A 25,281-nucleotide genomic window follows, 5' to 3' on the forward strand; every position below is an offset into this window, starting at 1 on the left:
CGGTGCGAAATCGGCCCCGAATCCGCAGGTAGACTCAAACGCCGTGATCACCGCGACAGACCTTGAGGTTCGGGCGGGTGCGCGGACTCTGCTGTCGGCCCCCGGCGATGCCCTGCGTATTCAGCCCGGCGACCGGATCGGCCTCGTCGGCCGCAACGGCGCGGGGAAGACGACCACCCTGCGCATCCTGGCCGGCGAGACCGAACCCTATGCGGGCACGGTCCGTCGCTCCGGTGACCTCGGATACCTGCCGCAGGATCCCAAGGAGGGCGACCTCGACGTCCTGGCCAAGGACCGGGTCCTCTCCGCGCGTGGACTCGACGAGATCCTGCGCGACATGGAGAAGCAGCAAGGGGTGATGGCCGAGGCTGCCGATGACCGCACCCGCGACAAGGCGATCGCGAAGTACGGCCGCCTCGAGGAACGCTTCGCCGCGCTCGGCGGCTACGTCGCCGAATCCGAGGCCGCCCGCATCTGCCACAGCCTGGGCCTGCCCGACCGTGTCCTCGCGCAGCCCCTGCGCACCCTGTCCGGCGGTCAGCGTCGACGTATCGAGCTGGCACGAATCCTGTTCGCGGCCTCCGACGACGCGGGAAAGTCGTCGACGACGCTGCTCCTCGACGAGCCGACCAACCACCTCGACGCCGACTCCATCACCTGGCTGCGCGGCTTCCTGCAGAACCACGAGGGCGGCCTGGTGGTGATCAGCCACGACGTCGACCTGCTCGCCGACGTGGTCAACCGGGTGTGGTTCCTCGACGCCGTGCGTGGCGAGGCCGACATCTACAACATGGGCTGGAAGCGCTATCTGGATGCGCGTGCCACCGACGAACAGCGTCGTCGCCGCGAGCGGGCCAACGCCGAGAAGAAGGCGTCGGCGTTACGCAGCCAGGCCGCCAAGCTGGGCGCAAAGGCGACCAAGGCGACGGCCGCGCAGAACATGCTCAAACGCGCCGACCGCATGCTCTCCGAACTCGACGACGAGCGGGTGGCCGACCGCACCGCGAAGATCCGCTTCCCCGAACCCGCCGCCTGCGGCAAGACACCGATGATGGCGAGCGGGCTGGGCAAGAGCTACGGCTCGCTGGAGATCTTCACCGGCGTCGACCTGGCCATCGACAAGGGCAGCCGGGTCGTGGTCCTCGGCCTCAACGGCGCCGGCAAGACGACGCTACTGAAAGTACTTGCGGGCGTGGAGAAGCCGGAGACCGGAACCCTCGAACCCGGTTACGGACTCAAGATCGGCTATTTCGCGCAGGAACACGACACCCTCGACGACGACGCGTCGGTGTGGGAGAACATCCGACACGCCGCGCCGGACGCGGGGGAGCAGGATCTGCGCGGACTCCTCGGCGCCTTCATGTTCACCGGTCCGCAGCTCGACCAGCCTGCGGGCACCCTGTCCGGTGGTGAGAAGACCCGTCTGACCCTGGCCGGGCTGGTGTCGTCGGCGGCCAACGTGTTGCTGCTGGACGAACCGACCAACAACCTCGATCCGGTGTCGCGCGAGCAGGTGCTCGACGCACTGCGCTCCTACACCGGCGCCGTGGTGCTGGTGACCCACGACCCCGGTGCCGCCGCCGCACTCGACCCGCAACGGGTCATCCTGCTGCCCGACGGCACCGAGGACCATTGGTCAGACGAGTACCAGGAACTCATCGAACTCGCCTGAGTCCGGTTGGCGCGGGCAACTGGCCGGTTCAGGAGACCGTCTGCGGCCAGTACTTCTTTCGCAGTTCACCCTTGACGAGTTTGCCGGTGGGCGTGCGGGGCAGGTCGTCGACGAAGTCGACCGACCGCGGGGTCTTGTACGCGGCGATCTGCTCGCGCGTGTACGCCAATAGTTCGTCGGCGAGTTCATCCGACGGCAGCGCACCGTCGGCGAGTTGGACGCACGCCTTGGCGACCTCGCCGAGATCGGCATCGGGGACGCCGATCACGGCGACGTCGAAGACGGCCGGGTGGTTGATCAGGACGTTCTCGGCTTCCTGCGGATAGATGTTCACTCCGCCGGAGATGATCATGAATGCCTTGCGGTCGGTGAGATACAGGTACCCGTCGGCGTCGACATACCCGACATCGCCTGACGTGGACCAGTTCTCGTGGGCCGGATGCTGCGCCTTGCGGGTCTTCTCCGGGTCGTTGTGATATTCGAAAGCCACGAACTCGCGCTCGAAGTAGACCAGCCCGACCTCGCCGGTCGGTAGTTCGGCGCCGTCCTCGTCGCAGATATGCACGACACCCAGCAACGGTTTACCGACCGACCCGGGATGATCGAGTGCTTCCTGTGGGCCGATGAAGGTGGCGCCGGCCGCCTCGGTGGAGGCGTAATACTCGTGAATGACCGGACCCCACCATTCGATCATGGCGCGTTTCACCTCGACCGGACACGGTGCGGCCGCGTGCACCGCGAGCCGCAGGCTGCTCAGGTCGTAGCGGTTGCGGACCTCCTCGGGCAGCTTGAGCAGGCGGATGAACATCGTCGGCACCCACTGGCTGTGGGTGGCGCCGTACTTCTCGATCGCCGCGAGTGCGGTCTCCGGTTCGAAGCGGTCGAGGAAGACGACGGTGCCGCCCGTCGAGTTGGTGACGCCGCAATAGCGCAGCGGCGCAGCGTGATATAGCGGCGCGGGGGAGAGGTAGACGGTATCGGTGTCGAAGCCGTACATAGGTCCGAAGATGGCGGTGTAGGTGTCGGGGATCTCGTCGACCTGCCCGTCCGGGCGTGGTGTCTTGATGCCCTTCGGTCGTCCGGTGGTTCCCGACGAGTAGAGCATGTCGGTTCCGCGCGGCTGATCGGCGCGTTTGGCGTCCGATGCCTCGGCGAGGACGACGTCGTAGTCGGCGAAACCGTCGATCTTCCCGTTCCAGGCGATGCGATGTCCTTCGGTGGCCAGCGCGTCGATCTGACCGGCCTGGGCGACGGTGTCGGCGATCGTCGCGTCGGCGAACAGCACCTGTGCCGCGCAGTCGGTGAGGATGTAGTTGGTCTCTGCGGCGGTGAGATGGTGGTTGATCGCCGTGACGTACAGGCCACTGCGCAGGGCCGCCCAGTACACCTCGAACATGTGCAGGCTGTTGGTCGAGATCATCGCGATGCAGTCGCCGGGGCGCAGGCCGAGCGCCTCCAGGTGGTTGGCCAGTCGCGTCGAATTCTCGTCGAGCTGGCGGTAGGTCAGCTGTTCGCCGGTCGCCGCGGCGATGACCGCGGGCTTGTCGGGAGTGGTGGCGGCAAAGACTCCTGGGAACAACTGAACTCCTTGATAGTGACGGGGAACACTCAGCGCCGAGCCTATACCGATCGAACGCTCGTGAGAGGGAGATCGCGTTTCCCCCTCACGAGCGGCGACGAGCGGGTCAGTGCGAAGCCAGAAAGCGATCCATGGTTCGCTCGGCGAGGGCCGAGATGGTCAGTGACGGATTGACCAGGCCCACCGCACCAGGCGCGAACGCGCCGTCGACAACGTACAGATTGTCGTAGCCCGCGACAGCTCCGTCCACGTCGGCGGTGCGGTTGATGACGACCCCGCCGAGACCGTGATACGTACTGGCAGAGCCGAATCCGACGGCCCGAGAATAGATGGGAATGCCACCTGGGCGACCGTGGCGGAGTTCGGCACGCTGCCGGAAACGCTCGGCGAAGGCGGCTCCACGACGGTCGAGGTCGTTGCCCTCGGGGAACGGGTAGTTCAGCACGGCGGACCGGGTGGTCCGATCGAAGTCGACGCTGCCGCGCTCCTCGGTGTGGACCTGGATCAGGTTGGTGGTGGCAGCCCGGCCGAGCGGTGCCGGTAGCGGCGTGGAGTGGTAGACCATCGACACGGGTCCGCCTGGCATGTCGTCCTCGTAGACGCGTCCGAATCCGGGTCCACCCTGCTGCGTCCCGAGTCATCGGAGAGGGCGGTGCGTGCGGTGAGGAAGTCGCCGTTCGCGCCGAAACCCGCACCGATCTTCGTGGACAGCCGGGGTAGCGTGCCGGTCGCGCGTGCCTCGACGAGCATTCGGGTCGTATGGAACGACCCGGCGGCCATGAAGAGGAAGTCGGCTTCGGAGCGCACGATTCGGACGGTGCGGTGCTGGTCGTCGATAACCCGGGCAGTGACGACGAATCCTGGTCGCCGCGACCGTGGTCGGATCTCGAAGACCTCGTGCATCGGTTTGATGGTGACGTGGCCGGTGCGCTCGGCGGCGGGCAGGTAGTTGCGGTCCACCGAGTTCTTCGCGCCGCTGTTGACGCCGAAGCCGAGTTCGCCGGTGATGATGGATGCGGTGGCCCGACCGTCGAGTTCGGCACGGACGATGTCCCAGTCGATCGCGTAGTCGAAAGCGATCGGCTCCTTGCCGTAGCGACGTACCGCAGCCCGCCACGACCGGGTGCCGACGTATCGGGGATGGGCCATGATGTCGGCCGGCAGTGGCGAGGCACCAAGCATCCGTTTCGCCCTCGGATAGTAGGTCCGGACCAGTTCGTCGTAATCGACCGCGGCGGGGAACACGTGCTCGAAGTCGGCGCGTCGGGGAACCGCGGTGAAGGCGCCGAAAGCCAGCGATCCGCCGCCGACACCCGCACCGTAGACGGCATCGAGACCACGGCCTTTGACGCGATCGAGGATCCCGGGGCAGCGCTGCACCGGGATGCCGACAGCACTGGTCACACCGACGGTGTCACTGAACCAGGCGGCCCGGCCGTCGGGTGCCGAGAAGGTGGCGAAGGTGTTGCCGTCGGAACGGATCGGCCGGCGCCGATCAAACCGAGTGCGCCGACTCCGGCGGTACCGGCGAGGACGCGGCGGCGTGCGATCGGCGCCGACGGCGCGACAATGGGGGATTTGTCGGATTTCATGACCCACACACCACGACTCACTTAAGGCAAGGCAAACCTTAGGTGGTCGATTCGGGATTCCAGTTGTGTGTGGATCGACTGCGCGGATACCCGGTGAGACGCTCTGCGGCCGTTCGGCACATCACCGTGACACGCGCACCGATTCCTCGACGAGGTCGAGCACCGCGTGCAGATCGTCGGTGGGCTGGCCGGTGGCCAAACGTGTGATCAGACCGTCCAGCACGAGATCGAGATATTTCACCAGGACCTCGGTGGGGACATCCTCACGCAGACGACCCGACGCCCGGCCCCGCTCCAGACGGGACAGCGTCGCCTTCTCCACGTCGGCCGAATGAGCCGACCAGGATTCCCGGAACGCTGGATCCGTCCGCAACTTGCGCGCGATCTCCAGCCGGGTACCGAGCCAGTCGAAGTCCTGCGGTCGTGCCAGCATGTCCCGCATCACCTGCACCAGACCCTGCTCGGCGGCGACGTCGGCCATCCGTTCGGCATCCTCCTGGGCGAGCGCCAGGAACAGTGCGTCCTTGTCGCGGAAATGATGGAAGATCGCGCCGCGCGACATCCCGGTCGTCTCCTCGATGCGTTTGACCGTCGCACCGTCGTAGCCGAACTCCGCGAAACAATGCCGCGCGCCGTCGAGAATCTCGCGACGGCGCGCGGCAAGGCGGTCATCGCTGACCTTGGGCATGAAAGAACCCTCGGATCAGCTGTTGATCATGTTGCGCAGCACATACTGCAGGATGCCGCCGTTGCGGTAGTAGTCAGCCTCTCCGGGGGTGTCGATGCGGACGACCGCGTCGAACTCGACCTTGGAGCCGTCTTCCTTGGTGGCGGTCACCTTGACGGTCTTCGGGGTCTTGCCCTCGTTGAGCTCCTCGATGCCGACGATGTCGAACACCTCGGTGCCGTCGAGACCCAGCGACTTGGCCGACTCGCCGGCCGGGAACTGCAGCGGCACAACGCCCATACCGATCAGGTTCGAGCGGTGGATGCGCTCGAAGGATTCGGTGATGACGGCCTTGACGCCCAACAGGACGGTGCCCTTGGCGGCCCAGTCACGCGAGCTGCCCGAGCCGTACTCCTTGCCGCCCAGGACGACCAGCGGGATGCCGGCTTCCTTGTAGTTGACCGAGGCGTCGTAGATGAACGACTGGGGGCCGCCATCCTGGGTGAAGTCGCGGGTGTAGCCGCCGGACACGCCGTCGAGCAGCTGATTCTGCAGGCGGATGTTGGCGAAGGTGCCGCGGATCATCACCTCGTGGTTACCGCGACGCGATCCCAGTGAGTTGTAGTCCTTGCGCTCGACGCCGTGCGAATCCAGGTACTGCGCCGCCGGGGTGCCGGGCTTGATCGGGCCGGCCGGGCTGATGTGGTCGGTGGTGACCGAGTCGCCCAGCAGCGCGAGGACGCGTGCGCCCTTGATGTCGGAGACCGGGCTGGTCTCCAGCGACATGCCGTCGAAGTACGGAGCCTTGCGGACGTAGGTCGAGTTGACGTCCCACGCGAAGGTGTCACCCGCGGGGGTCTCGAGGTTCTGCCAGCGCTCGTCACCCTTGAACACGTCGGCGTAGGACTTGCGGAACATGTCCTGGCTGATCGCGGTCTTGATGGTGTCGTCGATCTCCTGCGCGGACGGCCAGATGTCCTTCAGGAAGACGTCGTTGCCGTCGGTGTCCTGGCCGAGGGCCTGCGACTCGAAGTCGAAGTCCATGGTGCCTGCCAGGGCGTAGGCGATGACCAGCGGCGGGCTGGCCAGGTAGTTCATCTTGACGTCGGGGGAGATACGGCCCTCGAAGTTGCGGTTACCGGACAGGACCGCGGTGACGGTCAGGTCGTTCTCGTTGACCGCCTTGCTGATCTCCTCCGGCAGCGGGCCGGTGTTGCCGATGCAGGTGGTGCAGCCGTAGCCACCGAGGTAGAAGCCCAGCTTCTCCAGGTACGGCCACAGGCCGGCCTTCTCGTAGTAGTCGGTGACGACCTGCGAACCCGGCGCCATGTTGGTCTTCACCCACGGCTTGCTGGTCAGACCCTTTTCCACGGCGTTACGGGCGAGCAGACCCGCACCGATCATGACCGACGGGTTGGAGGTGTTCGTGCACGAGGTGATACCCGCGACCGCGACCGCACCGTGGTCGAGGATGAACTCGCCGCGGTCGGCGGAGACGACCTTGATCGGCTTGGTCGGACGGCCCTCGGCGCCGTTGGCGGCGGACTGCACGTTCACCGCACCGTCGTCGGCGAAGGACAGTGCTGCCGGATCCGACGCCGGGAAGGACTCCTCGACGGCCTCGTCGAGCTGGGTGTGGGCCGGGGTGAGGCCCTCCTCGACGTAGTTGTGGATGTCCTTGCGGAAGGCGACCTTCGACTCCGACAGCAGGATGCGGTCCTGGGGACGCTTCGGGCCGGCGATCGAGGGGACCACCGTCGACAGGTCGAGTTCGAGGTACTCCGAGAAGGAGGGCTCGCGCTCGGGGTCGTGCCACATGCCCTGTTCCTTGGCGTAGGCCTCGACCAGAGCGAGCTGCTCGTCGTCGCGCCCGGTGAGGCGCAGGTAGTTGATGGTCTCGCCGTCGATCGGGAAGATCGCGCAGGTCGAACCGAATTCGGGGCTCATGTTGCCCAGGGTGGCGCGGTTGGCCAGCGGCACCTCGGCGACGCCCTTGCCGTAGAACTCGACGAACTTGCCGACCACACCGTGCTGGCGCAGCATGTCGGTCACGGTGAGCACCACGTCGGTGGCGGTGACACCCGGGTTGATCTCACCGGTCAGCTTGAAGCCGACGACACGCGGGATGAGCATGGAGACCGGCTGGCCGAGCATCGCGGCCTCCGCCTCGATACCGCCGACGCCCCAGCCCAGCACGCCCAGGCCATTCTCCATGGTGGTGTGCGAGTCGGTGCCGACGCAGGTGTCGGGGTAGGCCTGGCCGTTGCGGACCATGATCGACCGGGCCAGGTACTCGATGTTGACCTGGTGCACGATGCCGGTGCCCGGGGGGACGACCTTGAAGTCGTCGAACGCGCCCTGGCCCCAGCGCAGGAACTGGTAACGCTCGCCGTTGCGCTGGTACTCCAGCTCGACGTTGCGTTCGAAGGCGTCTGCGGTGCCGAACACGTCGAGGATGACCGAGTGGTCGATGACCATCTCGGCGGGGGAGAGCGGGTTGACCTTGTTCGGGTCGCCGCCGAGCGCGGCGACGGCCTCACGCATGGTGGCGAGATCGACGACGCAGGGCACGCCGGTGAAGTCCTGCATCAGCACGCGGGCCGGGGTGAACTGGATCTCGATGCTCGGATCGGCCGAGGGATCCCAGTTGGCGATGGCCTCGATGTGGTCCTTGGTGATGTTCGCGCCGTCTTCGGTGCGGAGCAGGTTCTCGGCGAGCACCTTGAGCGAGTACGGGAGTTTCTCGGTACCCGGCACCGAGCTCAGACGGAAGATCTCGTAGCTGTTGTCACCGACTTCGAGCGTGCCGCGCGCGCCGAAGGAATTGATACTCACGTCTAATCCACTCTCCTCTGAAGGCCGACGGGCTGCGTCGACCGCTTTCACACTTGCGCCCCGGGGCAGGGCATGGGCATGGACATCGGCGGGCTGCGTCGATGCGTTTGGGTGTTGCGGGGTGCGTTGACATCCCGGGCCATCCAGCTGCCGCGGACCGGGCCGCGACCACGCACCCATGATAACAGTACGGACGTACTGCTAACAACTCTCTCGGGACGCGACACGCCCGGCAGATCTGAACCGGCGCCAACAGCCTACGACCCTGGTCGCACAGTTCTCGCCCATTCTGTCGTACGGTGCTCTCGCGAGGTTTGGTGAGTGGAACCTGTCCACAGGGATTTCACGACGACGAAACCTTGGAACCCCGATGTGCGGCAGAGGAGCAAGCCATGAGTCCCGAACCGTTGGTGATCGCTGCACCGCCGGCGACCCCCGAGGCTGATCCCGGCTTCCCGCAGATCCCGCGGATGACCGACAACGTCGACCTCGGCGAGTTGTCGACGAGCCTGACCGACGATCGCGTCGCCGTACAGGGCGTCCCGGCCGGGGTCGAGACCCCGCAGATCGTGGAACTGCGCAAGGTCGTCGCCCATGCGCGCGACGAGGGGCACGACCTCAGCATCGTGGTGATCACCCAGCAGCAGCCCACCTACACGATCTATCGCGACATCGCGACGACCCTGCAGCCCGAGGTCGGCGGCACGGTGATCGTGCTGGGACCGAACTCGGTGGGCAGCACATCACCGGACTTCAGTCGCTTCCAGCAAGAAAAGGCGACCAACGACCTCGATCTCAACCGGCCGGCCGTCGCGGCCCGGCAGATGTACGACTCGATGGCCGAACCGACCATCGACTGGACCCTGGTCACCCTCCTTTTGATCTTCGTCGTCGCCATCGGTGCGGTCATCGGTCGGGTACAGATGTTGCGCCGTCGACGCAGGCAACTCCCCGACGTCGTCGCGGGGCCGGCGATCGACGCATCCGCGGCCGCACCGGCCGGCGACGAGCCGGTGGGAGCGCTCGCGTCGTCGGGTGCGGCGGACGGTGACACCGCAGAAGAAACCCCCGGTCGTTCCTGAACCCTCGGTACGGTCGTCTGCGTTGCGGATTTGATACCTGATTCTCAGGTTCTCTCTTTCACCTGCTCATGCCCATCGCCGCAGGTAATCACCTAAATGTAATTTTCGTGCGCGGTTTTCCGATGTGTCTGATGTGACGTACGGTTCTGATGTCACATGTGGTGCTCATGTCATGTTGAGCGTCTCATGTTCCGCACGATGCGTCCCTTGTCACTGTGACAGGAGGGGTGATTGTCGGCGGTGCGACGCAAGGGGGCGCAGCCCGGTCCCCGAAGGCGAACGGCGAGGAGTTCTCTGGTGACGCGAGCTACAACCGAAGGTGCCCGTGGCGCTTCGTGGTCGGCGCGCATCGGTGCGCTGCTGGCCGTGGCGGCTCTCGGCCTCGCCGGTGCCGGCCAGGCCGCCGCCGCGCCCGGAGCAGCCCAACGTGGACCGGTGGCCGGTCTGATCAGTGAGATCGCCAAAGCCAACCAGAACATCGCCGACCTCGATAACGCCATCGCGGTCCGTCAGGAGAACGTCAACCGTTCCCTCGTCGACTATCAGAACTCGCTGGTAGCCAAGCGGTTGGCGAATGCGGCCGCACTGGGTGCGCAGCGGTCGCTGAAGACCACCACTCAGGCGCTGGCCACCGCACAGCGCGAGTTCGACAATTTCGTCCGGCAGGCCTATCGCCAAGGCTCCGAGCAGGGATCGATGGCCAACTATGTGGCCTCACCCGATCCGCAGGGCGTCCTCGACCGGATGCACCTGCTCGATCAGATCAGCCGTGATCACCAGGCCACCATCAAGCGGCTCAACGTGGCACGCAACCAGCAGGCCAATCGGGTGGCAGCGGCCGAGGCGACCAAACGGCAGGCAGGCTACGCCGCGTCGAGTGCCGCTCAGCGCCGCAACGACGCGGTCGCGTCGCTGTCCCAGGCCCGCGACGTGATGAACTCCGAACAGACCCGCCGTGGTTCGCTAGTCCGCCAGCGCGACGCCGCGCAAGTCCGGCTGGATCGGATCCGCGGCGTCAAGCCCCACCGCGTCGACGCGCAGGCCCCCGCCGATCTACTGGCCAACCTGTTCCCCACGTTGCCAGGCCGCCCGGGTGGCGGCGCGCTGCCGCCGGGGACCCCCGTCGACGACAACCAGGCACTGCAGGTGGCTGCCGAGGCGGCAGCACGGCTGGCCATGGATCTTGGCCAGAAGCTCATCGCGGGCCTCATCGGTGAACAGCAGGTCCCGCACAGCCAGCTGCTCGACGAACTCGGCATCGGCGGGTCGCGGATGGGCGGCAGCAGCGGCGACACCCTGAGTGCGCGACTGGGTACCGGCAGTCTCGGCAGCCTGCTCGGCAGTTCGGGCGGCGGGATGGTGCGGCCGGGTCTGCGAGGGCCGCAGGCGGTGGAGATCATCGTCAACCGTGCGCTGTCGCAGCTGAACGTGCCGTACGCGTGGGGTGGCGGCGATGCCAACGGCCCGACCCAGGGCATCCGCGACGGCGGTGTCGCCGACAGCTTCGGCGACTACAACAAGACCGGCTTCGACTGCTCGGGTCTGATGATCTACGCCTTCGCGGGGGTGGGTATCGAACTGCCGCACTACACCGGCTACCAGTACACCTCGGGCCCGCAGGTGCCGTTGTCGCAGATGCGCCGCGGCGACATGATCTTCTACGGCCCCAACGCCAGTCAGCACGTCGCCCTGTACCTCGGTGACAACAAGATGGTCGAGGCACCCCAGTCCGGCGATGTGGTAAAGGTCTCGCCGCTGCGGACCGACGGCGCGATGCCGAATGCCGTCCGGCTGCTCTGACCGCGACGACAGTTCCACCGTCCGCGCTCAGCCGATCACGGCCAGGATGCGTGCGTCGGGTCGGATACTCGACCGACGATCGTGAGCGACGCGCCCTGCCCTTCTTGGCCGGTTTTCAGTTCACGCGGCTAGGCTGGCATGGCATGTGACCGACAGCGGTGGCGGGCCGCCCGGCCCGGCCGCCGAGGCATGGCGGGTGAGACACCCGCGGGTGGGGAACCGGCGTGATGTGTCGTCCCACCGCACGGACCAGACCTGGATGAACAGGAGCACGGGTTGACCTCTTCGCAAGCCCCCAGCGAGCCTTCTTCGGGATTCGGTGGCGGCGCCCCCGATCAGACGGCGGCGCTCAGCGAATCCGACATCAAGCTGCTCGAACGCACCATCTATGAGGTGAAGCGGGTCATCGTCGGCCAGGATCAGCTCGTCGAACGGATCCTGGTCGGGTTGCTGGCCCGCGGCCACATCCTGCTCGAAGGTGTGCCCGGCGTCGCCAAGACGCTGGCCGTGGAAACCTTCGCCAAGGTGGTCGGCGGCAGCTTCTCGCGCGTGCAGTTCACCCCCGACCTGGTGCCCACCGACCTCATCGGTACCCGCATCTACCGTCAGGGCCGCGAGGAATTCGACACCGAACTCGGTCCGGTCGTCGCCAACTTCCTGCTCGCCGACGAGATCAACCGCGCCCCGGCGAAAGTTCAGTCGGCACTGCTGGAGGTCATGGCCGAACGGCACGTGTCGATCGGCGGGACCACCTACCAGATGCCCGACCCGTTCCTGGTGATGGCCACCCAGAACCCGATCGAGAACGAGGGTGTCTATCCGCTCCCGGAGGCCCAGCGCGACCGCTTCCTGTTCAAGGTGCTCGTCGACTATCCGTCCGTCGAGGAAGAGCGGGAGATCGTCTATCGGATGGGCAACGTGCCCCCGTCCGCCAACCAGGTTCTCGACCCGGCCGCGATGCTGCGCCTGCAGAAGACCGCGGCGAACGTCTTCGTCCACCACGCCCTCGTCGACTATGTCGTCCGGGTCATCAACGCAACCCGTCGACCCACCGAGCTGGGGCTGCACGACGTCGCGTCGTGGCTGTCCTATGGTGCTTCGCCACGTGCCACCCTCGGCATCGTCGCCGCCGCACGGGCACTGGCGCTGGTCCGTGGCCGCGACTATGTGATCCCGCAGGACATCGTCGAGATCATCCCGGATGTGCTGCGGCACCGGCTCGTTCTCAGCTACGACGCGCTCGCCGACGAGATCGACGCCGACCGGGTCATCACCAGGGTGCTGCAGACGATCGGGCTGCCGCAGGTCGGCGCCCAGCCGGTGGCCGCGCCGCACCCTCCGCAGCCCGCATCCGCACCGGCTCCCGCCCACGCGCCGGCCAACGGCTACCAGCAGCAGGCTCCGGCGACCCAGACGTCAGTGCAGTATGGCGGCCAATAAGGACCTGCCGAGCCTCGGCGCGGGGCTACTCGAAGAACCACAGCTGACAGCCGCGCTGCGCACCCTGGAGCTGACCGTTCGTCGCAAGCTCGACGGTGTGCTGCAGGGGGAACACCTCGGTCTGATCCCGGGTCCGGGGTCGGAGCCGGGGGAGGCGCGTGCCTATCAGCCCGGCGACGACATCCGGCGGATGGAATGGTCGGTCACCGCGCGGACCACCACTCCGCATGTGCGGCAGATGATCGCCGACCGCGAGCTGGAGACCTGGCTGGTCGTCGACGCCTCGGCGAGTCTCGACTTCGGCACGGTGAACTGCAGTAAGCGCGAGCTGGCGGTGGCCGCCGCAGCGGCGCTGGTGCATCTGACCACCGAGGGCGGCAACCGGCATGGCGCGCTGATCGTCACCGGCGACGACGTCGTACGGCTCCCGGCTCGCGCCGGGCGGGTGCACGCGCAGACGCTGCTGAAGGCGATCGCGACCACGCGGCGCAGTTCGCCCGGGGTTCGCGGAGACCTCAAAGCCGGCCTGGAGGCATTGCGCCGTCCGCAGCGCCGTCGCGGTCTGGCCGTGGTGATCTCCGACTTCCTCGGTCCGATCGATTGGGAGCGGTCGTTGCGCGCCATCGGCGCCCACCATGAACTGCTCGCGGTCGAGGTCCTCGACCGTCGCGACCTCGAACTGCCCGACGTCGGCGAGGTGACTCTCGCGGACGCCGAGACCGGTGAGGTCCGCGAGGTGACGATCACCGACAAACTGCGAGCCGACTTCGCGGCGGCGGCGAAGGCACATCAGGATCGGGTACACCGAACCATCCGCAGTTGCGGCGGCCCAGTGCTGACCCTGCGCACCGATTCGGACTGGATGGCCGACACGATCAAATTCGTCGCCCAGCGACGACGCGGCCTCGCGTCCGGGGTGGGGTGATCGCACGATGTTCTCGCATGCCTGGTGGCTGCTGCTCGTCCTGCTCGCGGTCGCGCTTGTCGCCCTCTACGTCTTCGTCATGCGGTTGCGCCGCAAACGCGCCTTCGCCTTCGCGAATATGGATGTGCTCGATCGGGTGGCACCCACGCGGCGCAATCCGTTCACCCATATCCCGATCATCCTGATGGTCGTCGCGGTGGTGCTCTTCGCGATAGCGATGGCCGGCCCGCAGGGGGAGACCGAGGTTCCCCGTAACAAGGCGACCGTCGTCCTGGTGATGGATGTGTCGCGGTCGATGAACGCCACCGACGTCGCGCCCTCGCGGATCAAGGCGGCGCAGTCGGCGGCCAAGAAGTTCGCCGACGATCTCACCGACGGGATCAACCTCGGCCTGATCTCGTTTGCCGGCACCCCGTCGACGCTGGTTCCGCCGACACCGGATCACTCGGCGACCAAGGCTGCCATCGACAAGCTCCAGCTCGACGACAAGACCGCGACCGGTGAGGGTATCTTCGCCGCGCTGCAGCAGATCCGGACCCTCAATACCGTGCTCGGCGGTAAGGACAATGCGCCGCCCGCACATATCGTGTTGCTCTCCGACGGCAAGCAGACCGTGCCCGACGGCCTCAACGATCCTCGTGGTGCGTTCACCGCGGCCCGCAAGGCCAAGGAGGAGGGAGTTCCGGTCTCGACGATCTCCTTCGGCACCCGGACGGGAACCGTCGAACTCGAGGGCGACCGGGTGCCGGTGCCGGTGGACGACAAGTCGCTCAAACAGATCGCGAATCTCAGCGGCGGCAACTTCTTCACCGCGGGCAGCCTCGATGAACTGAACAAGGTGTACGAGAAGTTGCAGAGCGAGATCGGGTACGAGAAGGAGAAGCGCGACAACTACCGGTGGTGGCTCGGTATGGGCCTGCTGTTCACCGTCGCCGCCGCCGCAGCCGGGTTGCTGATCAACCGGCGGCTGCCCTGACCCCTCGTGTCCCAGGCCGCACCCGCGGTGACCGGAATGCCGATGCCCTCGGTGAAGCCGGATCGACGACTACGGATAAATTGACTCCCATGACTGAAACCAATGAAGCCCAGCCGTCCCGCTCGGTGCTCGTCACCGGCGGTAACCGCGGAATCGGTCTCGCGGTGGCCCGCAAACTCGCGGCCGACGGCCACAAGGTCGCGGTGACCCATCGCGGTTCCGGTGCCCCCGAAGGCCTGTTCGGTGTCCAGTGCGACGTCACCGACAACGCGTCGGTCGAGCGGGCCTTCAAAGAGGTGGCCGACCATCAGGGTCCGGTCGAGGTGCTCGTCGCCAACGCCGGGATCACCGACAACATGCTGCTGATGCGCCTGACCGAGGACCAGTTCGCGAGTGTCGTCGACGCCAACCTGACCGGCGCCTTCCGCTGTGCCAAGCAGGCGACCAAGGGGATGCAGCGGGCCAAGTGGGGCCGCATGATCTTCCTGGGTTCCGTCGTCGCGATGTCCGGCGTACCCGGCCAGGTGAACTACGCCGCGTCGAAGGCCGGGCTGATCGGGATGGCCCGGTCGATCGCGCGCGAGGTCGGCTCCCGCAACATCACCGCGAATGTGGTTGCCCCCGGGTTCATCGACACCGACATGACGGCCGAGATGGAGGACAAGTACATCGAGATGGCCAAGCAGGCCATCCCGCTCGGACGCACCGGCAAACCCGAAGACGTCGCCGCGGTGATCAGCTTCCTCGCCTCCGATGCCGCCGGCTATATCTCCGGCGCCGTGCTGCCTGTCGATGGCGGTATGGGCATGGGCCACTGATCCAGCCCGCGCGATCCGACACCGACACCCCAACCCCCGACCCCCAGGAGTAGTCAGCACATGACCGGCATCCTCGACGGCAAGACCGTCCTCGTCACCGGCATCATCACCGACGCGTCGATCGCGTTCCACGCCGCGAAGGTGGCACAGGAACAGGGTGCCAAGGTGCTCATCACCGGCATCCCCGAGCGTCTTCGGCTCATCGACCGCATTGCGAAGCGTCTTCCCCAGGAGGTGCCGCCGGCGATCCCGCTCGACGTCACCGACGAGGAGTACCTCGGCGCGCTCGCCGACAAACTGCGCGAACTCGCCCCCGAGGGTATCGACGGTGTGGTGCACTCCATCGCATTCGCGCCGCGCACCCTGATGGGACCGGAGGCACTGCCGTTCCTCGAGGGGCCGGCAGCCGACGTCGCGAAGTCCTTCGAGATCTCGGCCTGGAGCTACGCCTCGCTCGCTCGCGCCGTGCTGCCGGTCATGAACGAAGGCGGCTCGATCGTGGGCATGGACTTCGATCCGCGCACCGCGCTTCCGGACTACAACTGGATGGGCGTGCAGAAGGCCGCGCTGGAATCGGTGAACCGCTATGTGGCCCGGGAAGTGGGTTACGCCAAGAAGATTCGCTCCAACCTGGTGGCGGCCGGCCCGATCAAGACGCTCGCCGCGAAGGCGATCTCGGGTACCGCGACCGACGACGCGCGCAAACTGAACATGCTCAACGAGTACTGGAACGGTGCATCGCCGATCGGCTGGAACGTCGACGATCCGACCGTGGTCGGCAAGAGTGTCGTCACGCTGTTGTCGGATTGGCTGCCGGGCACCACCGGCTCGATCGTCTACGTCGACGGCGGGGCCAGCCACAACACCTGGTTCCCGGACAACATGTTGGGTCAGGCCTGAGTCTCGGGCCACGATGACCGAATTCGACCGATGATGACGGGCTTCGACTCAGTTCTATTCCTCTCCTTCGGCGGGCCGGACAAACCCGACGACGTGATGCCGTTCCTGGAGAACGTCACCCGAGGACGTGGGGTACCGCCCGAGCGGCTGGCGGCCGTCGCCGAGCACTATCTGCATTTCGGCGGCGTGTCGCCGATCAACCGGCTCAACCTCGACATGATCTCGGCGCTGATCGCGGAGCTGCGTGGGCGTGGGATCGAGCTGCCGGTGTACTTCGGTAACCGCAACTGGCATCCGTTGGCCGCCGACACCGTCGGTGAGATGTACCGCGCCGGCCATCGCCGGGTGTTGGTGTTCCCGACGTCGGCGTGGGGTGGCTACTCGGGATGTCGGCAGTACCACGAGGACATCGCCAAGGCGTTGGCGGCCAACGAGATCGCCGACGGCGACATGGTGCTGCGCAAGCTGCCGCAGTACTGGGATGAGGAGAAGTTCGTCGCGGCCGGGGTCGATGCCGTTCGGCGGGCGATCGCATCGCTGCCCGCGGTAGGCGAACCTCCTCGGCTGGTGTTCACCGCTCACTCGGTGCCGTCGTCGGCGGATCGTTCGTCGGGGCCGGCAGCCGACGGTGGCGGGTTGTATTCGCGGCAGGTTCTCGCGGCCGCGACGGCCGTGGCCGGGCGGCTCGGGTATTCGGATTTCGACCAGGTCTGGCAGTCGCGTTCGGGTCCGCCGCAGGTTCCGTGGCTCGAACCCGACATCTGCGACCATCTCGAAGCGCTGGCGGCACAGGGAGTTCGGCAGGTCGTCGTGTATCCGGTCGGCTTCATCTCCGACCATCTCGAAGTTGTTTGGGACCTCGACAACGAGGCGGCCGACAAGGCCGCCGAGCTGGGTATGGATTACGTCCGGGCCGACACGGTCGGCACCGATCCGCGGTTCGTGTCGATGATCGCCGACCTCGTCGGCGCCTACGCCGACGGTGGCGGCGACCGGGCGGCGATGGGTTGTGCGGACAACGGTGCGTTGTGCCGTCCGGAGTGCTGCGTGCCCGCCACCCGGAAGTAGGATTCGAGGCCTTGCAACGCCTCACCGACGTTCGATCGACACCGGGTGTTCAGCTCAGCGTCGTGTCAATCCTGGCGTGCCCACGGCGGCGGTGACATGCTGGCGGATGCGGTCGGGACAGATGCCGGTGGAGCCTCGATGCTCCGGCGGTCACCGGCCGCGAAAGTTGCAACAACAAGGTTCTGAGGAGATTTTCATGGCACTGGCCGACAAGTTCGACAAGGCGTACGAGGACAAGTCGATCGACGAGCTCGCGAATGCCCCGGTCGCCGCGCTGCAGGGTGTGAGCGAGGGTGACGCCGAACATCTGGCCGCCGCGTTCAACATCAAGACCGTCAAGGATCTGGGCACCAACAAGTACTTCCTGTGGGCCCAGGCGGTCGCCAAACTCGCTGAGTGAGACCCCGCGCCGCGGCCTCAACCGGTCGGCAGTAGTTCGCCGATGACCGAGTTGACGGCCGCGGCGCGTGCGTTTCGTGTCAGCGCACGCAGTCTGCGGAGCTCGGTGTCCCCGGAGTCCACCTGCCGCGCACTGTCACCGGGGGTGACCGCATAGGCGGTGGCCAGGTCGACGATGGCGTCGATGCGAGCAGCGGTATCGATGATGCGATTCGGGCGGTCGTCACGCGGATGCGGTGGCAACAACACCCGATGTGCGACCGTGCGCACGGCCAACTGGTCACGCAGGTCGGCGGTGACTGCGGCGCGGGTACCACCCAGCCGGGCGATCACCTCGGCGGCGTCGCGAACTGCCTGGCGCAGTTGATATTCCAGCTCCCCGACGGACGGTCCGCCGCTGACGAGTGCACCCAGATCGAGGTCGCGGCCGTAGCGCAGTACCGTCCATCGGCAGATCAGGTCGTCGGTGTGCCCGGTGTGCGTGCTGCCGCTGACCTCCGGGACGAGTGCCAGCGGTCCGCCGGATCGGCCGTCGTCGACGAGCAGGACCTCGCCGCTGGCGAATGCCGCGGTGGTCGCCGGATCGGGCGGCAGGCCGTTGACGTCACCGGCGTGCGGGAGGCGCACCGCCAGGCTGCGCGCGCCGCGCAGCAATGTCAGCAGTCCGAGCGCGCCGTCGCCGGTATCGGCGGTGACCGCGCCGGCATCGACGATGAGATGCAGGCCCGCGGTGTCGGTCAGTGCCGAGATCACGTCGTCGGGGGAGCAGGTGCCGGCCACCCACGCCGCGGCCCACCCGCCGAGCGTGCAGCTCGGCCAGGCGATCGCAGGGTCACGGATGTCGGCGCGGGTCATAGACGTCTGAGGATACCGGTCGACGCGTACCGGAACCGGATCGGCGAGTGTCGGCTCCGCGAACCCCGCATCCGGGCGTGGCAACCCTCATTCGTGGCGTCGGCGGCATACCGTTGCGGGCGGGAATTCGCCGGTTCGAGGAGGATCAGATGGCCGACCGCTACGGTCGTGACGTGCTCGCACAGCCGCGTCGGGCGAAGCCACGCGCGCCCGAGGTAGCCGCCGACCGAGACCTCGTCGTCGAGGATGTCGCCACCGGTTTCTGCGGCGCGGTGGTCGGTCTGGAGAAGAGCTACGCCGGCGACATGGTCCGCCTCGAGGACCGGCGTGGACAGACGCGGGTCTTCCTGATGCATCCGGCCGCGTTTCTGATCGACGGCAAGCCGGTGACGCTGGTCCGTCCGCGCACGCGTGGACCGGCCGGTCCCGGTCCGCAGACGCCGGGGACACGCGGGGTGCCCATCTCGGGTCCGCCGCGCACCGCGTCCGGATCCCGCGCGGTGCCCAAGGCGCGGGCGCGGACCGCCCGGGCCAGCCGCATCTTCGTCGAAGGCGTGCACGACGCCACCCTGGTCGAACGGGTGTGGGGTGACGACCTGCGCGTCGAAGGGGTGGTCGTGGAAAGTCTCGACGGCCTGGACAATCTCGATGCCGCGCTCACCGAGTTCGGGCCCGCACCGCACCGCCGGGTGGGCGTGCTCGTCGACCATCTGGTCGCGGGGTCCAAGGAGTCGCGGCTGACCGAGTCGGTGAGCGAGGACGTCCTGGTGTGCGGACATCCCTACATCGACGTCTGGCAGGCGGTGAAACCGGCATCGGTCGGCATCTCCGCATGGCCCACCATTCCGCGAGGCACCGACTGGAAGACCGGAATCTGCAGTGAACTCGGTTGGGGGACACCGCAGGATGGATGGCGCCGCGTACTCGCCGGGGTCTCCAGCTTTCGGGATCTCGAAGTCGATCTCTTGCGGTCGGTGGAAGAACTCATCGACTTCGTGACCGCGGCCGAAGGTGATGAGTGAACGAACCCGGACGGATTGATCCGCCCGCGGCGGTCACCGGTGGTGGCAGACTGGGGATATGAGCGCACTGGTCTGGCTGGGGGTGGCGATTCTGTTCGTGATCGCCGAGATGATGGCGGGCGAACTGGTGCTGCTCATGCTCGGCGGCGGTGCACTCGCGGCTGCCGGGGTGGCACTGCTCGACCCGCCGCTCTGGGTCGAGGTCGTGGTCTTCGCGGTGATCTCGGTGCTGCTGCTGGTCGGGGTGCGGCCGGTTGCCAAGCGGCACCTGATGAGCCGGCCTCGGGTGCTCACGAATACCGAGGCGTTGACCGGTCGGCAGGCCTTGGTCACCGAACCCGTCGACGAACACGACGGTCGGGTGAAGATCGGTGGTGAGGTGTGGTCGGCACGAGCATTGAATCCGGGCGAGACCCTCGCGCCGGGTGAACACGTGACAGTGGTCGAGATCGACGGCGCGACCGCGGTGGTATGGCGGGTCTGACCCGGCCATCTGATCCGTCCGGCGGACGGGGGAGAGAGGTAGCTCGGAATGGAAACGGTCGGACTGATCATCGCGGTCCTGGTGGCGGTACTGGTGGTCGTCACGCTGGTGAAATCGGTGGCGCTGATCCCGCAGGCAGAAGCGGCGGTGATCGAGCGTCTGGGTCGGTATACCCGGACGGTGTCCGGACAGTTGACGTTGCTGTGGCCGTTCATCGATCGGATCCGCGCCCGCGTCGACATCCGGGAGCGGGTGGTGTCGTTCCCGCCGCAGCCGGTCATCACGGAGGACAACCTGACGCTGTCCATCGATACCGTCGTCTACTTCCAGGTGACCAATCCGCGGTCGGCGGTCTACGAGATCGACAACTACATCGCCGGTGTGGAGCAGCTGACGATCACCACGCTGCGCAATGTGGTCGGCGGTATGACGCTCGAGGAGACGCTGACCTCCCGTGACTCGATCAACGGTCAGCTTCGCGGCGTACTCGACGAGGCCACCGGTCGCTGGGGCCTTCGGGTGGCGCGTGTCGAACTGAAGTCGATCATGCCGCCGCCGTCGATCCAGGAGTCGATGGAGAAGCAGATGAAGGCCGACCGCGAGAAGCGGGCGACCATCCTGGCCGCCGAAGGACAGCGTGAGTCGGCGATCAAGACTGCCGAGGGCAACAAGCAGTCGCAGATCCTGGCAGCCGAGGGCGCCAAGCAAGCCGCGATCCTGGCCGCCGAGGCCGAACGGCAGTCCCGCATCCTGCGGGCTCAGGGCGACCGGGCGGCCGCCTACCTGAAGGCACAGGGCGAGGCGAAGGCCATCGAGAAGACTTTCGCGGCCATCAAGTCGAGCCGTCCGACGCCGGAACTGCTTGCCTACGAATATCTCCGGCAGCTACCGGAGATGGCGAAGGGCGAGGCCAGCAAGGTGTGGGTGGTGCCCTCCGATTTCGGTTCGGCGCTACAGGGATTTGCCAAGTCGTTCGGCGAGCAGGGGGCCGACGGGGTATTCCGGTACGAGGCCACCGACGTCGACGTCGACGAGGTCGACGAGTCGGAGACCGAGGACTGGTTCTCGCTGGCATCGGATCCGAAGGTGGCCCAGGCGGTCGCCGAGGCGGAGGCCGTGGCGCGGACGCCGGTGGCACCGGAAGTTCCGGTTCGACGCTCGGCCGCCCCGCCGGTGGCCGCGCCCGAGTATCGCGCCGAACTGGGCACCTCCGGGTGGTCGCAGACCCCGGATCCCGGTCCGGCCGCACCCGCCCCGCAAGCTCCGCCTGCGCAACACGCGCGCCAATATCCCGACCCCGGGCCGGGACAGCCGGGTGACCATGGTCAGCAGGCCGACGGTCCATGGTGGACCGACCGCTGAATCTGATTGCGAGGATCGGGAATCGCGTGCTGTCGATGGTGAGGGAATAGGGAACGACGGATGGATCTGAGCACTGTCGACGGTTGGGATATCGACGGACTCGAAGAGCTGGTGATGGCATCCGCGGAGGAGGACTCCGCCGGCGTGGCCGAACGGCTGGCCCACTGTTTCGGTCTGGCGGTCTCGGCGAAATCTGGAGCAGCTGCATCTGGAGAGGCAGGCGACCTCGGCCGCCGACCACTGCATCGGGTGGCCGCCGAATCGTTGAGCGTCGCGCAGCATCTACGTGCAGAACTGGCTGAGATCCGGATCGCGGCCGAAGCGGCCGGAATGACTGTGCATCCGGATGCGGCCGTGACCGCGCTGCCGCGTTCGGTTGCCGACGACGCGGCACGCGAACATGAACGCAGTCGCCTCGAATATGCCGCGATGGCGGTCGGGACACAGGCCGACACACTGCTCGACACACTCCGCGTAAGCCTCGTCGATGCCGGACATGATGCGGCACCACAAGTCTCGGCTGATGTCGACGCGGCAGCCACGGCCATGGTGCCGCCATCCGGACCGCCGTCGGGGATCAGCGCGGAACAGAACGCCGCGTACTGGTATGCGCTCACCGACGCCCAGCGGGACTGGGTGCTCACCGAGCATCCCGAATGGATCGGTGGCCTCGACGGCATTCCGTCACCGGTGCGCGACCGGGCCAATCGGTCCCGGATCCCCGGGGTGCTCGCCGGCCTGGAACTGACCCGCGACCGGCTGAGCGGTGAATTGTCGCGGCGTCGTACCCGGGGCTGGTTCACCAATCAGGACGCCGGCCTGGCGCAGGTGGAGCGCAAGATCGCGGACGTACGCAGGCTCGGCGAGCTGGTCGCGGAGAAGCCGTGGAGTCCAGCGGACCGTGCCGGGACGCTGCTGTTGCTGCTCGACACCGATTCAGGCGAACAAGGCAAGGCGGTCGTCGCGGTCGGCAATCCCGACGACGCCGATCATGTCGGGATCTCGACGCCCGGCATGGACACCAACATTCGCGACAGTTTCCGCGGCATGATCGCGGAGGCCGCGTCGTTGCGGGACGAGGGTTATCGACAGTTACGCGAGGCCGGACGGTTCGACGAGCAGATCGCGATCGTCGGGTGGCTTGGTTACGAGCCACCCGACAACGCGGGCACCCGGCCACCTGGGTGGTCGTATCTGGAAGTGCTGCAACATGATCGAGCGACGAGTGGGGCGCCCGCACTCGCACGCTTCTACCGGGGGCTGGCGGTGGCGAGCACGCGCACCGATCCGCATCTCGTGGCGTTGGGGCATTCCTACGGTTCGCTGACCCAGGGCCTGGCACTCAAGCAGCCGGGCGGGCATCCGATCGACGATGCGGTCTTCTACGGGTCGCCGGGGTTCATGGCGTCGGATGAGCCGGATCTGGGGCTCGCGCAGGGCCACGGCTTTGTGATGCAGGGGGACCGGGACTGGATCAACCATGTCCGCTCGCGCGGTCGGATCGGGCTCAACGGGCCTGCGCCACGCTCGACCCAGCTCGTCCAGCTCGACTGCAGCACTGCGCGGTTCACCCCGGATGGGGTGTATCGGGAGGGCGCGCACACCCACGCGGACTATCCGCGCAACGGCAGCAACCATCAGCTTCGGGTGTCCGGCTACCTGTTGGCACGCATCGTCGCCGGACTCGACCCCCGCGGATGAAGGTGGTTGTGGGGCAGTGGATCAGGGTCAGGTGATCAGGAGGACGCCGACGCCGACGACGCCGACCGCCCATAGCACCGAGGCGAAGGTACCCATGATGAACTGCTCGGAGGCGTGCGGCGCCCGTAGCTCGGGGAACCGTGCGAGGCTCTTGACCGCCAACACCACGGCGAGTCCCTCGGGCCATCCGGCGAGCAGCGCGGCGGCGACGGCGAGCCGTTCCAGATAGCCGATGACGCGACCACCCCGCAGCGGGCCGAAAGGCGGGGCCGGGGACTGGTCGATGCCGCTCGCGTCATCGTGGCGGGTGACGGCGCCACCGGCGGCCAGGACGGTGCGCACGATGGGCCCGCCCGCGACGACCGCGGCGGGCACGGTGACGATGTAGCAGATGACCCGGGTGCCATCGGTGACGGAGGCGTCGGGGATCGCCAGCAGTGCGGCGAGCAGGACGAGCGCGACCATGGCGGTGGTGGTCGCGGCATCGACCAGGACCGGATGTCGGCGCAACGGCTGACGTCGGCGGGCGACCTCGACCACCGGCGGCAGGATTGCGGTCAGCGCCAACAGCACGATGCCGGTCACGATCATGGTGTTCCCCCCGAATTCGCGGTGGCCAGGAGGTCGGCCGCCAGTGCGTAGGCGTCGATTTCGGCATCCCAGCTCGCACTGCGGAGCCGCTGCGACATGGCCTGCGGTGAGATGCCCAGTTGCGTGGCCGCCTGAGCCTGGCTGAGTCCGGTACGCATCAGCGCGGTGGCCTCAGCGCCCGCCGCACTACGGCCCGCGATGACGTCGGCCAGCATCCGGATCGCGGTCTGGGCGTGGATGCACCAGCGGTGGTCGGTGCCCACGACGGCTACCGGGATCCGTCGGCGTTTGGCCGATTCGACCGCGTCGCGTGCGAATTCGAAGGCACGCCCGCGGCCGGCGCGAGTGGAGGCGGGCAGTGGTTCGTCCACCGGTCCGATACCGATGCCGACACTCCAGTGCCCGTCGGTGGCCAGTTCGACGGCCAGGCGCGCGACGACGGTGGCATCGTCGAGGACGGCCTGTGCCTCGTCGCCTGCGGTGCGTTCGAATCGCCGGACCATGTCGACATCGGCGAAACGCGTGAGCAGATCACCGACCCGGTCGATGTCGGTTCGGCTGCCGCGCTGGTCGACGGTCATGACGAACATCACTCAAGGCTATTAGCTTGAGATAAGAAAATCAAGCATTTTCCCTTGATGTGGTGCCGGATCGCGGCGGGTTGACATCAAGCTCTTCGGCTTGATCGGCAACTATCAAGTTTTCATCCTTGCTGGTCTCGCCTTCGTCGGCGGTCTCCGGGGTCGGCGGGAGTGGCAGCCGGGCGTCGAGAAGTAGCCCGGTCAGGCCCACCGCGAACAGGAGCCCGGTCAGCATCAGTGAGAGTGGGCTGCGTGTGCCGGTCAGCGCATCGCCGAGGAAAACGACCGCCGCCGTACCGGGCGCCATACCGATGACGCTGGCCACGGTATAGGGGAGTAGCCGCACCGAGGACAGGGCCGCACAGTAGTTGGTGACCGAGAACGGGCACGCCGCGATCAGGCGCAGCGACCCGACCGCCAGCCAGCCACGATGGGTGAGCCGGTATTCGATCGCGGCTACCACGGGTTTACCGAGATAGGGCTGCACCCGCGCCCGTCCGAGGTGGCGGGCAAGGAGGAAGGCGGCGATCGCGGCTACCGCCGAGGCGATCATCGAACCGACGAAACCGACCACCGGGCCGAAGAAGACGCCCGCCAGGATCGTAAACGTCGACCGTGGGATCGGCGCGATCGTCACCACCGCGTAGGCGATGAAGAACAGCCACACGAACGACGGGCCGAGGCTGTCACCCCAGGATCGGACCAGGCTGACCGACGGCGTCGGGATGAGATAGGTGGCCGCCAGGATCGCAGCCACCACGAGTGCGCCGACAATCCCCATGCGCAGTGCGCGGGGATCGACACGCGTTTGTCGGCGTGGTGCCGGGGTGGTGGAGCGATCGGGCATTGCGCCGAGTCTAGTCGGCTCGCGAGCGTGGCCTTGATCACCGTTCGGCCCTCGATGCGTTGCCGAGCGAGCGATCGGCTAAGGT

General features: G+C 67.1%; 21 protein-coding genes and 1 pseudogene. 14 read left to right on the top strand and 8 right to left on the bottom strand.

All coding sequences use genetic code 11. From position 1 onward, the window contains the following. Positions 1-43 precede the first annotated feature (43 nt). A complete protein-coding gene (locus QSJ18_RS03695) occupies positions 44-1,672 on the top strand; it encodes an ABC-F family ATP-binding cassette domain-containing protein (RefSeq protein WP_286324896.1) in 1,629 nt (542 codons plus the stop codon). Positions 1,673-1,700: 28 nt separating this feature from the next. Here QSJ18_RS03695 and QSJ18_RS03700 read toward each other — a convergent pair whose 3' ends face one another. The 4 genes and pseudogenes from QSJ18_RS03700 to acnA all read right to left on the bottom strand — a co-directional run bounded on the left by QSJ18_RS03700 (position 1,701) and on the right by acnA (position 8,345). After that, positions 1,701-3,251, bottom strand: a complete 1,551-nt coding sequence (locus QSJ18_RS03700) for an acyl-CoA synthetase (protein ID WP_286324897.1) — start codon at positions 3,249-3,251, stop codon at positions 1,701-1,703. A 106-nt stretch (positions 3,252-3,357) separates the two neighbouring features. Continuing rightward, positions 3,358-4,745, bottom strand: a pseudogene (locus QSJ18_RS03705) (GMC family oxidoreductase); the annotation flags it as partial. A 219-nt stretch (positions 4,746-4,964) separates the two neighbouring features. Next, positions 4,965-5,531, bottom strand: a complete 567-nt coding sequence (locus tag QSJ18_RS03710) for a TetR/AcrR family transcriptional regulator (protein WP_286324898.1) — start codon at positions 5,529-5,531, stop codon at positions 4,965-4,967. A 15-nt stretch (positions 5,532-5,546) separates the two neighbouring features. Further along, positions 5,547-8,345: an aconitate hydratase AcnA gene (acnA, locus tag QSJ18_RS03715; RefSeq protein WP_286324899.1), complete on the bottom strand. Its 2,799-nt coding sequence runs from the start codon at positions 8,343-8,345 to the stop codon at positions 5,547-5,549. Positions 8,346-8,737: 392 nt separating this feature from the next. On the opposite strand from acnA, the gene QSJ18_RS03720 reads away from it, so the two are divergent. From QSJ18_RS03720 to QSJ18_RS03760, 9 genes are all read left to right on the top strand, one after another. Continuing rightward, the gene (locus QSJ18_RS03720) at positions 8,738-9,427 is read left to right on the top strand and encodes an Rv1476 family membrane protein (protein ID WP_286324900.1); all 690 of its coding nucleotides are present in this window, start codon (positions 8,738-8,740) and stop codon (positions 9,425-9,427) included. A 297-nt stretch (positions 9,428-9,724) separates the two neighbouring features. Continuing rightward, a complete protein-coding gene (locus QSJ18_RS03725) occupies positions 9,725-11,227 on the top strand; it encodes an NlpC/P60 family protein (protein ID WP_286324901.1) in 1,503 nt (500 codons plus the stop codon). Between the two features lie 276 nt (positions 11,228-11,503). Further along, positions 11,504-12,667: an AAA family ATPase gene (locus QSJ18_RS03730; protein ID WP_286324902.1), complete on the top strand. Its 1,164-nt coding sequence runs from the start codon at positions 11,504-11,506 to the stop codon at positions 12,665-12,667. Continuing rightward, positions 12,654-13,592, top strand: coding sequence for a DUF58 domain-containing protein (locus QSJ18_RS03735; protein ID WP_286324904.1), 939 nt, complete (start codon positions 12,654-12,656; stop codon positions 13,590-13,592). The genes QSJ18_RS03730 and QSJ18_RS03735 overlap by 14 nt, the downstream gene beginning before the upstream one ends. A gap of 7 nt (positions 13,593-13,599) precedes the next feature. Next, positions 13,600-14,568: a VWA domain-containing protein gene (locus tag QSJ18_RS03740; RefSeq protein WP_286324905.1), complete on the top strand. Its 969-nt coding sequence runs from the start codon at positions 13,600-13,602 to the stop codon at positions 14,566-14,568. Positions 14,569-14,657: 89 nt separating this feature from the next. Continuing rightward, a complete protein-coding gene (gene fabG1, locus QSJ18_RS03745) occupies positions 14,658-15,386 on the top strand; it encodes a 3-oxoacyl-ACP reductase FabG1 (protein ID WP_286324906.1) in 729 nt (242 codons plus the stop codon). A 60-nt stretch (positions 15,387-15,446) separates the two neighbouring features. Beyond that, on the top strand, positions 15,447-16,286 hold the full coding sequence (inhA, locus tag QSJ18_RS03750) for an NADH-dependent enoyl-ACP reductase InhA (RefSeq protein WP_286324907.1): 840 nt from the start codon (positions 15,447-15,449) through the stop codon (positions 16,284-16,286). Between the two features lie 30 nt (positions 16,287-16,316). Further along, positions 16,317-17,354, top strand: a complete 1,038-nt coding sequence (locus QSJ18_RS03755; RefSeq protein WP_286324908.1) for a ferrochelatase — start codon at positions 16,317-16,319, stop codon at positions 17,352-17,354. 196 nt (positions 17,355-17,550) lie between these two features. Continuing rightward, positions 17,551-17,754 carry a hypothetical protein gene (locus QSJ18_RS03760; protein WP_286324909.1) on the top strand — a complete coding sequence of 68 codons (204 nt, stop codon included), beginning with the start codon at positions 17,551-17,553 and terminating at the stop codon, positions 17,752-17,754. 17 nt (positions 17,755-17,771) lie between these two features. Here the strand turns inward: QSJ18_RS03760 and QSJ18_RS03765 are convergent, their stop codons facing one another. Continuing rightward, positions 17,772-18,608 (bottom strand): serine/threonine protein kinase, encoded by an 837-nt coding sequence (locus QSJ18_RS03765; RefSeq protein ID WP_286324911.1) that lies wholly within the window; start codon positions 18,606-18,608, stop codon positions 17,772-17,774. Between the two features lie 149 nt (positions 18,609-18,757). Between QSJ18_RS03765 and QSJ18_RS03770 the strand changes: the two genes are divergently transcribed. Genes QSJ18_RS03770 through QSJ18_RS03785 form a run of 4 tightly spaced genes read left to right on the top strand, consistent with a single transcriptional unit; the run spans position 18,758 to position 23,177 of the window. After that, positions 18,758-19,630, top strand: coding sequence for a DUF3097 domain-containing protein (locus QSJ18_RS03770; protein WP_286325058.1), 873 nt, complete (start codon positions 18,758-18,760; stop codon positions 19,628-19,630). Between the two features lie 58 nt (positions 19,631-19,688). Next, a complete protein-coding gene (locus QSJ18_RS03775; protein WP_286324912.1) occupies positions 19,689-20,114 on the top strand; it encodes an NfeD family protein in 426 nt (141 codons plus the stop codon). A gap of 48 nt (positions 20,115-20,162) precedes the next feature. Continuing rightward, positions 20,163-21,476, top strand: a complete 1,314-nt coding sequence (locus QSJ18_RS03780; RefSeq protein WP_286324913.1) for an SPFH domain-containing protein — start codon at positions 20,163-20,165, stop codon at positions 21,474-21,476. 60 nt (positions 21,477-21,536) lie between these two features. Continuing rightward, positions 21,537-23,177: an alpha/beta hydrolase gene (locus QSJ18_RS03785; RefSeq protein ID WP_286324914.1), complete on the top strand. Its 1,641-nt coding sequence runs from the start codon at positions 21,537-21,539 to the stop codon at positions 23,175-23,177. Between the two features lie 27 nt (positions 23,178-23,204). On the opposite strand, the gene QSJ18_RS03790 is transcribed toward QSJ18_RS03785, so the two are convergent. The 3 genes from QSJ18_RS03790 to QSJ18_RS03800 are packed head-to-tail and all read right to left on the bottom strand — an operon-like array spanning position 23,205 to position 25,196. Further along, positions 23,205-23,768, bottom strand: a complete 564-nt coding sequence (locus QSJ18_RS03790) for a hypothetical protein (protein ID WP_286324915.1) — start codon at positions 23,766-23,768, stop codon at positions 23,205-23,207. Further along, positions 23,765-24,358: a hypothetical protein gene (locus QSJ18_RS03795; RefSeq protein WP_286324916.1), complete on the bottom strand. Its 594-nt coding sequence runs from the start codon at positions 24,356-24,358 to the stop codon at positions 23,765-23,767. The genes QSJ18_RS03790 and QSJ18_RS03795 overlap by 4 nt, the downstream gene beginning before the upstream one ends. Positions 24,359-24,389: 31 nt before the next feature. Then, entirely contained in the window at positions 24,390-25,196 is an 807-nt protein-coding gene (locus QSJ18_RS03800; RefSeq protein WP_286324917.1) for a TVP38/TMEM64 family protein, read from the bottom strand. Positions 25,197-25,281 lie beyond the last annotated feature (85 nt).

It is taken from the genome of Gordonia heveisoli (assembly GCF_030315745.1).
Taxonomy (GTDB): domain Bacteria; phylum Actinomycetota; class Actinomycetes; order Mycobacteriales; family Mycobacteriaceae; genus Gordonia.

Excerpts from the sequence above, each read along its gene's own strand:
- QSJ18_RS03765 (WP_286324911.1), bottom strand. The coding sequence starts at position 18,608 with ATGACCCGCGCCGACATCCGTGACCCTGCGATCGCCTGGCCGAGCTGC.
- QSJ18_RS03735 (WP_286324904.1), top strand. The coding sequence starts at position 12,654 with ATGGCGGCCAATAAGGACCTGCCGAGCCTCGGCGCGGGGCTACTCGAA.
- QSJ18_RS03740 (WP_286324905.1), top strand. The coding sequence starts at position 13,600 with ATGTTCTCGCATGCCTGGTGGCTGCTGCTCGTCCTGCTCGCGGTCGCG.
- QSJ18_RS03720 (WP_286324900.1), top strand. The coding sequence starts at position 8,738 with ATGAGTCCCGAACCGTTGGTGATCGCTGCACCGCCGGCGACCCCCGAG.
- QSJ18_RS03775 (WP_286324912.1), top strand. The coding sequence starts at position 19,689 with ATGAGCGCACTGGTCTGGCTGGGGGTGGCGATTCTGTTCGTGATCGCC.
- QSJ18_RS03770 (WP_286325058.1), top strand. The coding sequence starts at position 18,758 with ATGGCCGACCGCTACGGTCGTGACGTGCTCGCACAGCCGCGTCGGGCG.
- QSJ18_RS03755 (WP_286324908.1), top strand. The coding sequence starts at position 16,317 with ATGATGACGGGCTTCGACTCAGTTCTATTCCTCTCCTTCGGCGGGCCG.
- QSJ18_RS03800 (WP_286324917.1), bottom strand. The coding sequence starts at position 25,196 with ATGCCCGATCGCTCCACCACCCCGGCACCACGCCGACAAACGCGTGTC.
- QSJ18_RS03790 (WP_286324915.1), bottom strand. The coding sequence starts at position 23,768 with ATGATCGTGACCGGCATCGTGCTGTTGGCGCTGACCGCAATCCTGCCG.
- QSJ18_RS03780 (WP_286324913.1), top strand. The coding sequence starts at position 20,163 with ATGGAAACGGTCGGACTGATCATCGCGGTCCTGGTGGCGGTACTGGTG.
- QSJ18_RS03785 (WP_286324914.1), top strand. The coding sequence starts at position 21,537 with ATGGATCTGAGCACTGTCGACGGTTGGGATATCGACGGACTCGAAGAG.
- inhA (WP_286324907.1), top strand. The coding sequence starts at position 15,447 with ATGACCGGCATCCTCGACGGCAAGACCGTCCTCGTCACCGGCATCATC.
- fabG1 (WP_286324906.1), top strand. The coding sequence starts at position 14,658 with ATGACTGAAACCAATGAAGCCCAGCCGTCCCGCTCGGTGCTCGTCACC.
- QSJ18_RS03795 (WP_286324916.1), bottom strand. The coding sequence starts at position 24,358 with ATGTTCGTCATGACCGTCGACCAGCGCGGCAGCCGAACCGACATCGAC.
- QSJ18_RS03710 (WP_286324898.1), bottom strand. The coding sequence starts at position 5,531 with ATGCCCAAGGTCAGCGATGACCGCCTTGCCGCGCGCCGTCGCGAGATT.
- QSJ18_RS03760 (WP_286324909.1), top strand. The coding sequence starts at position 17,551 with ATGGCACTGGCCGACAAGTTCGACAAGGCGTACGAGGACAAGTCGATC.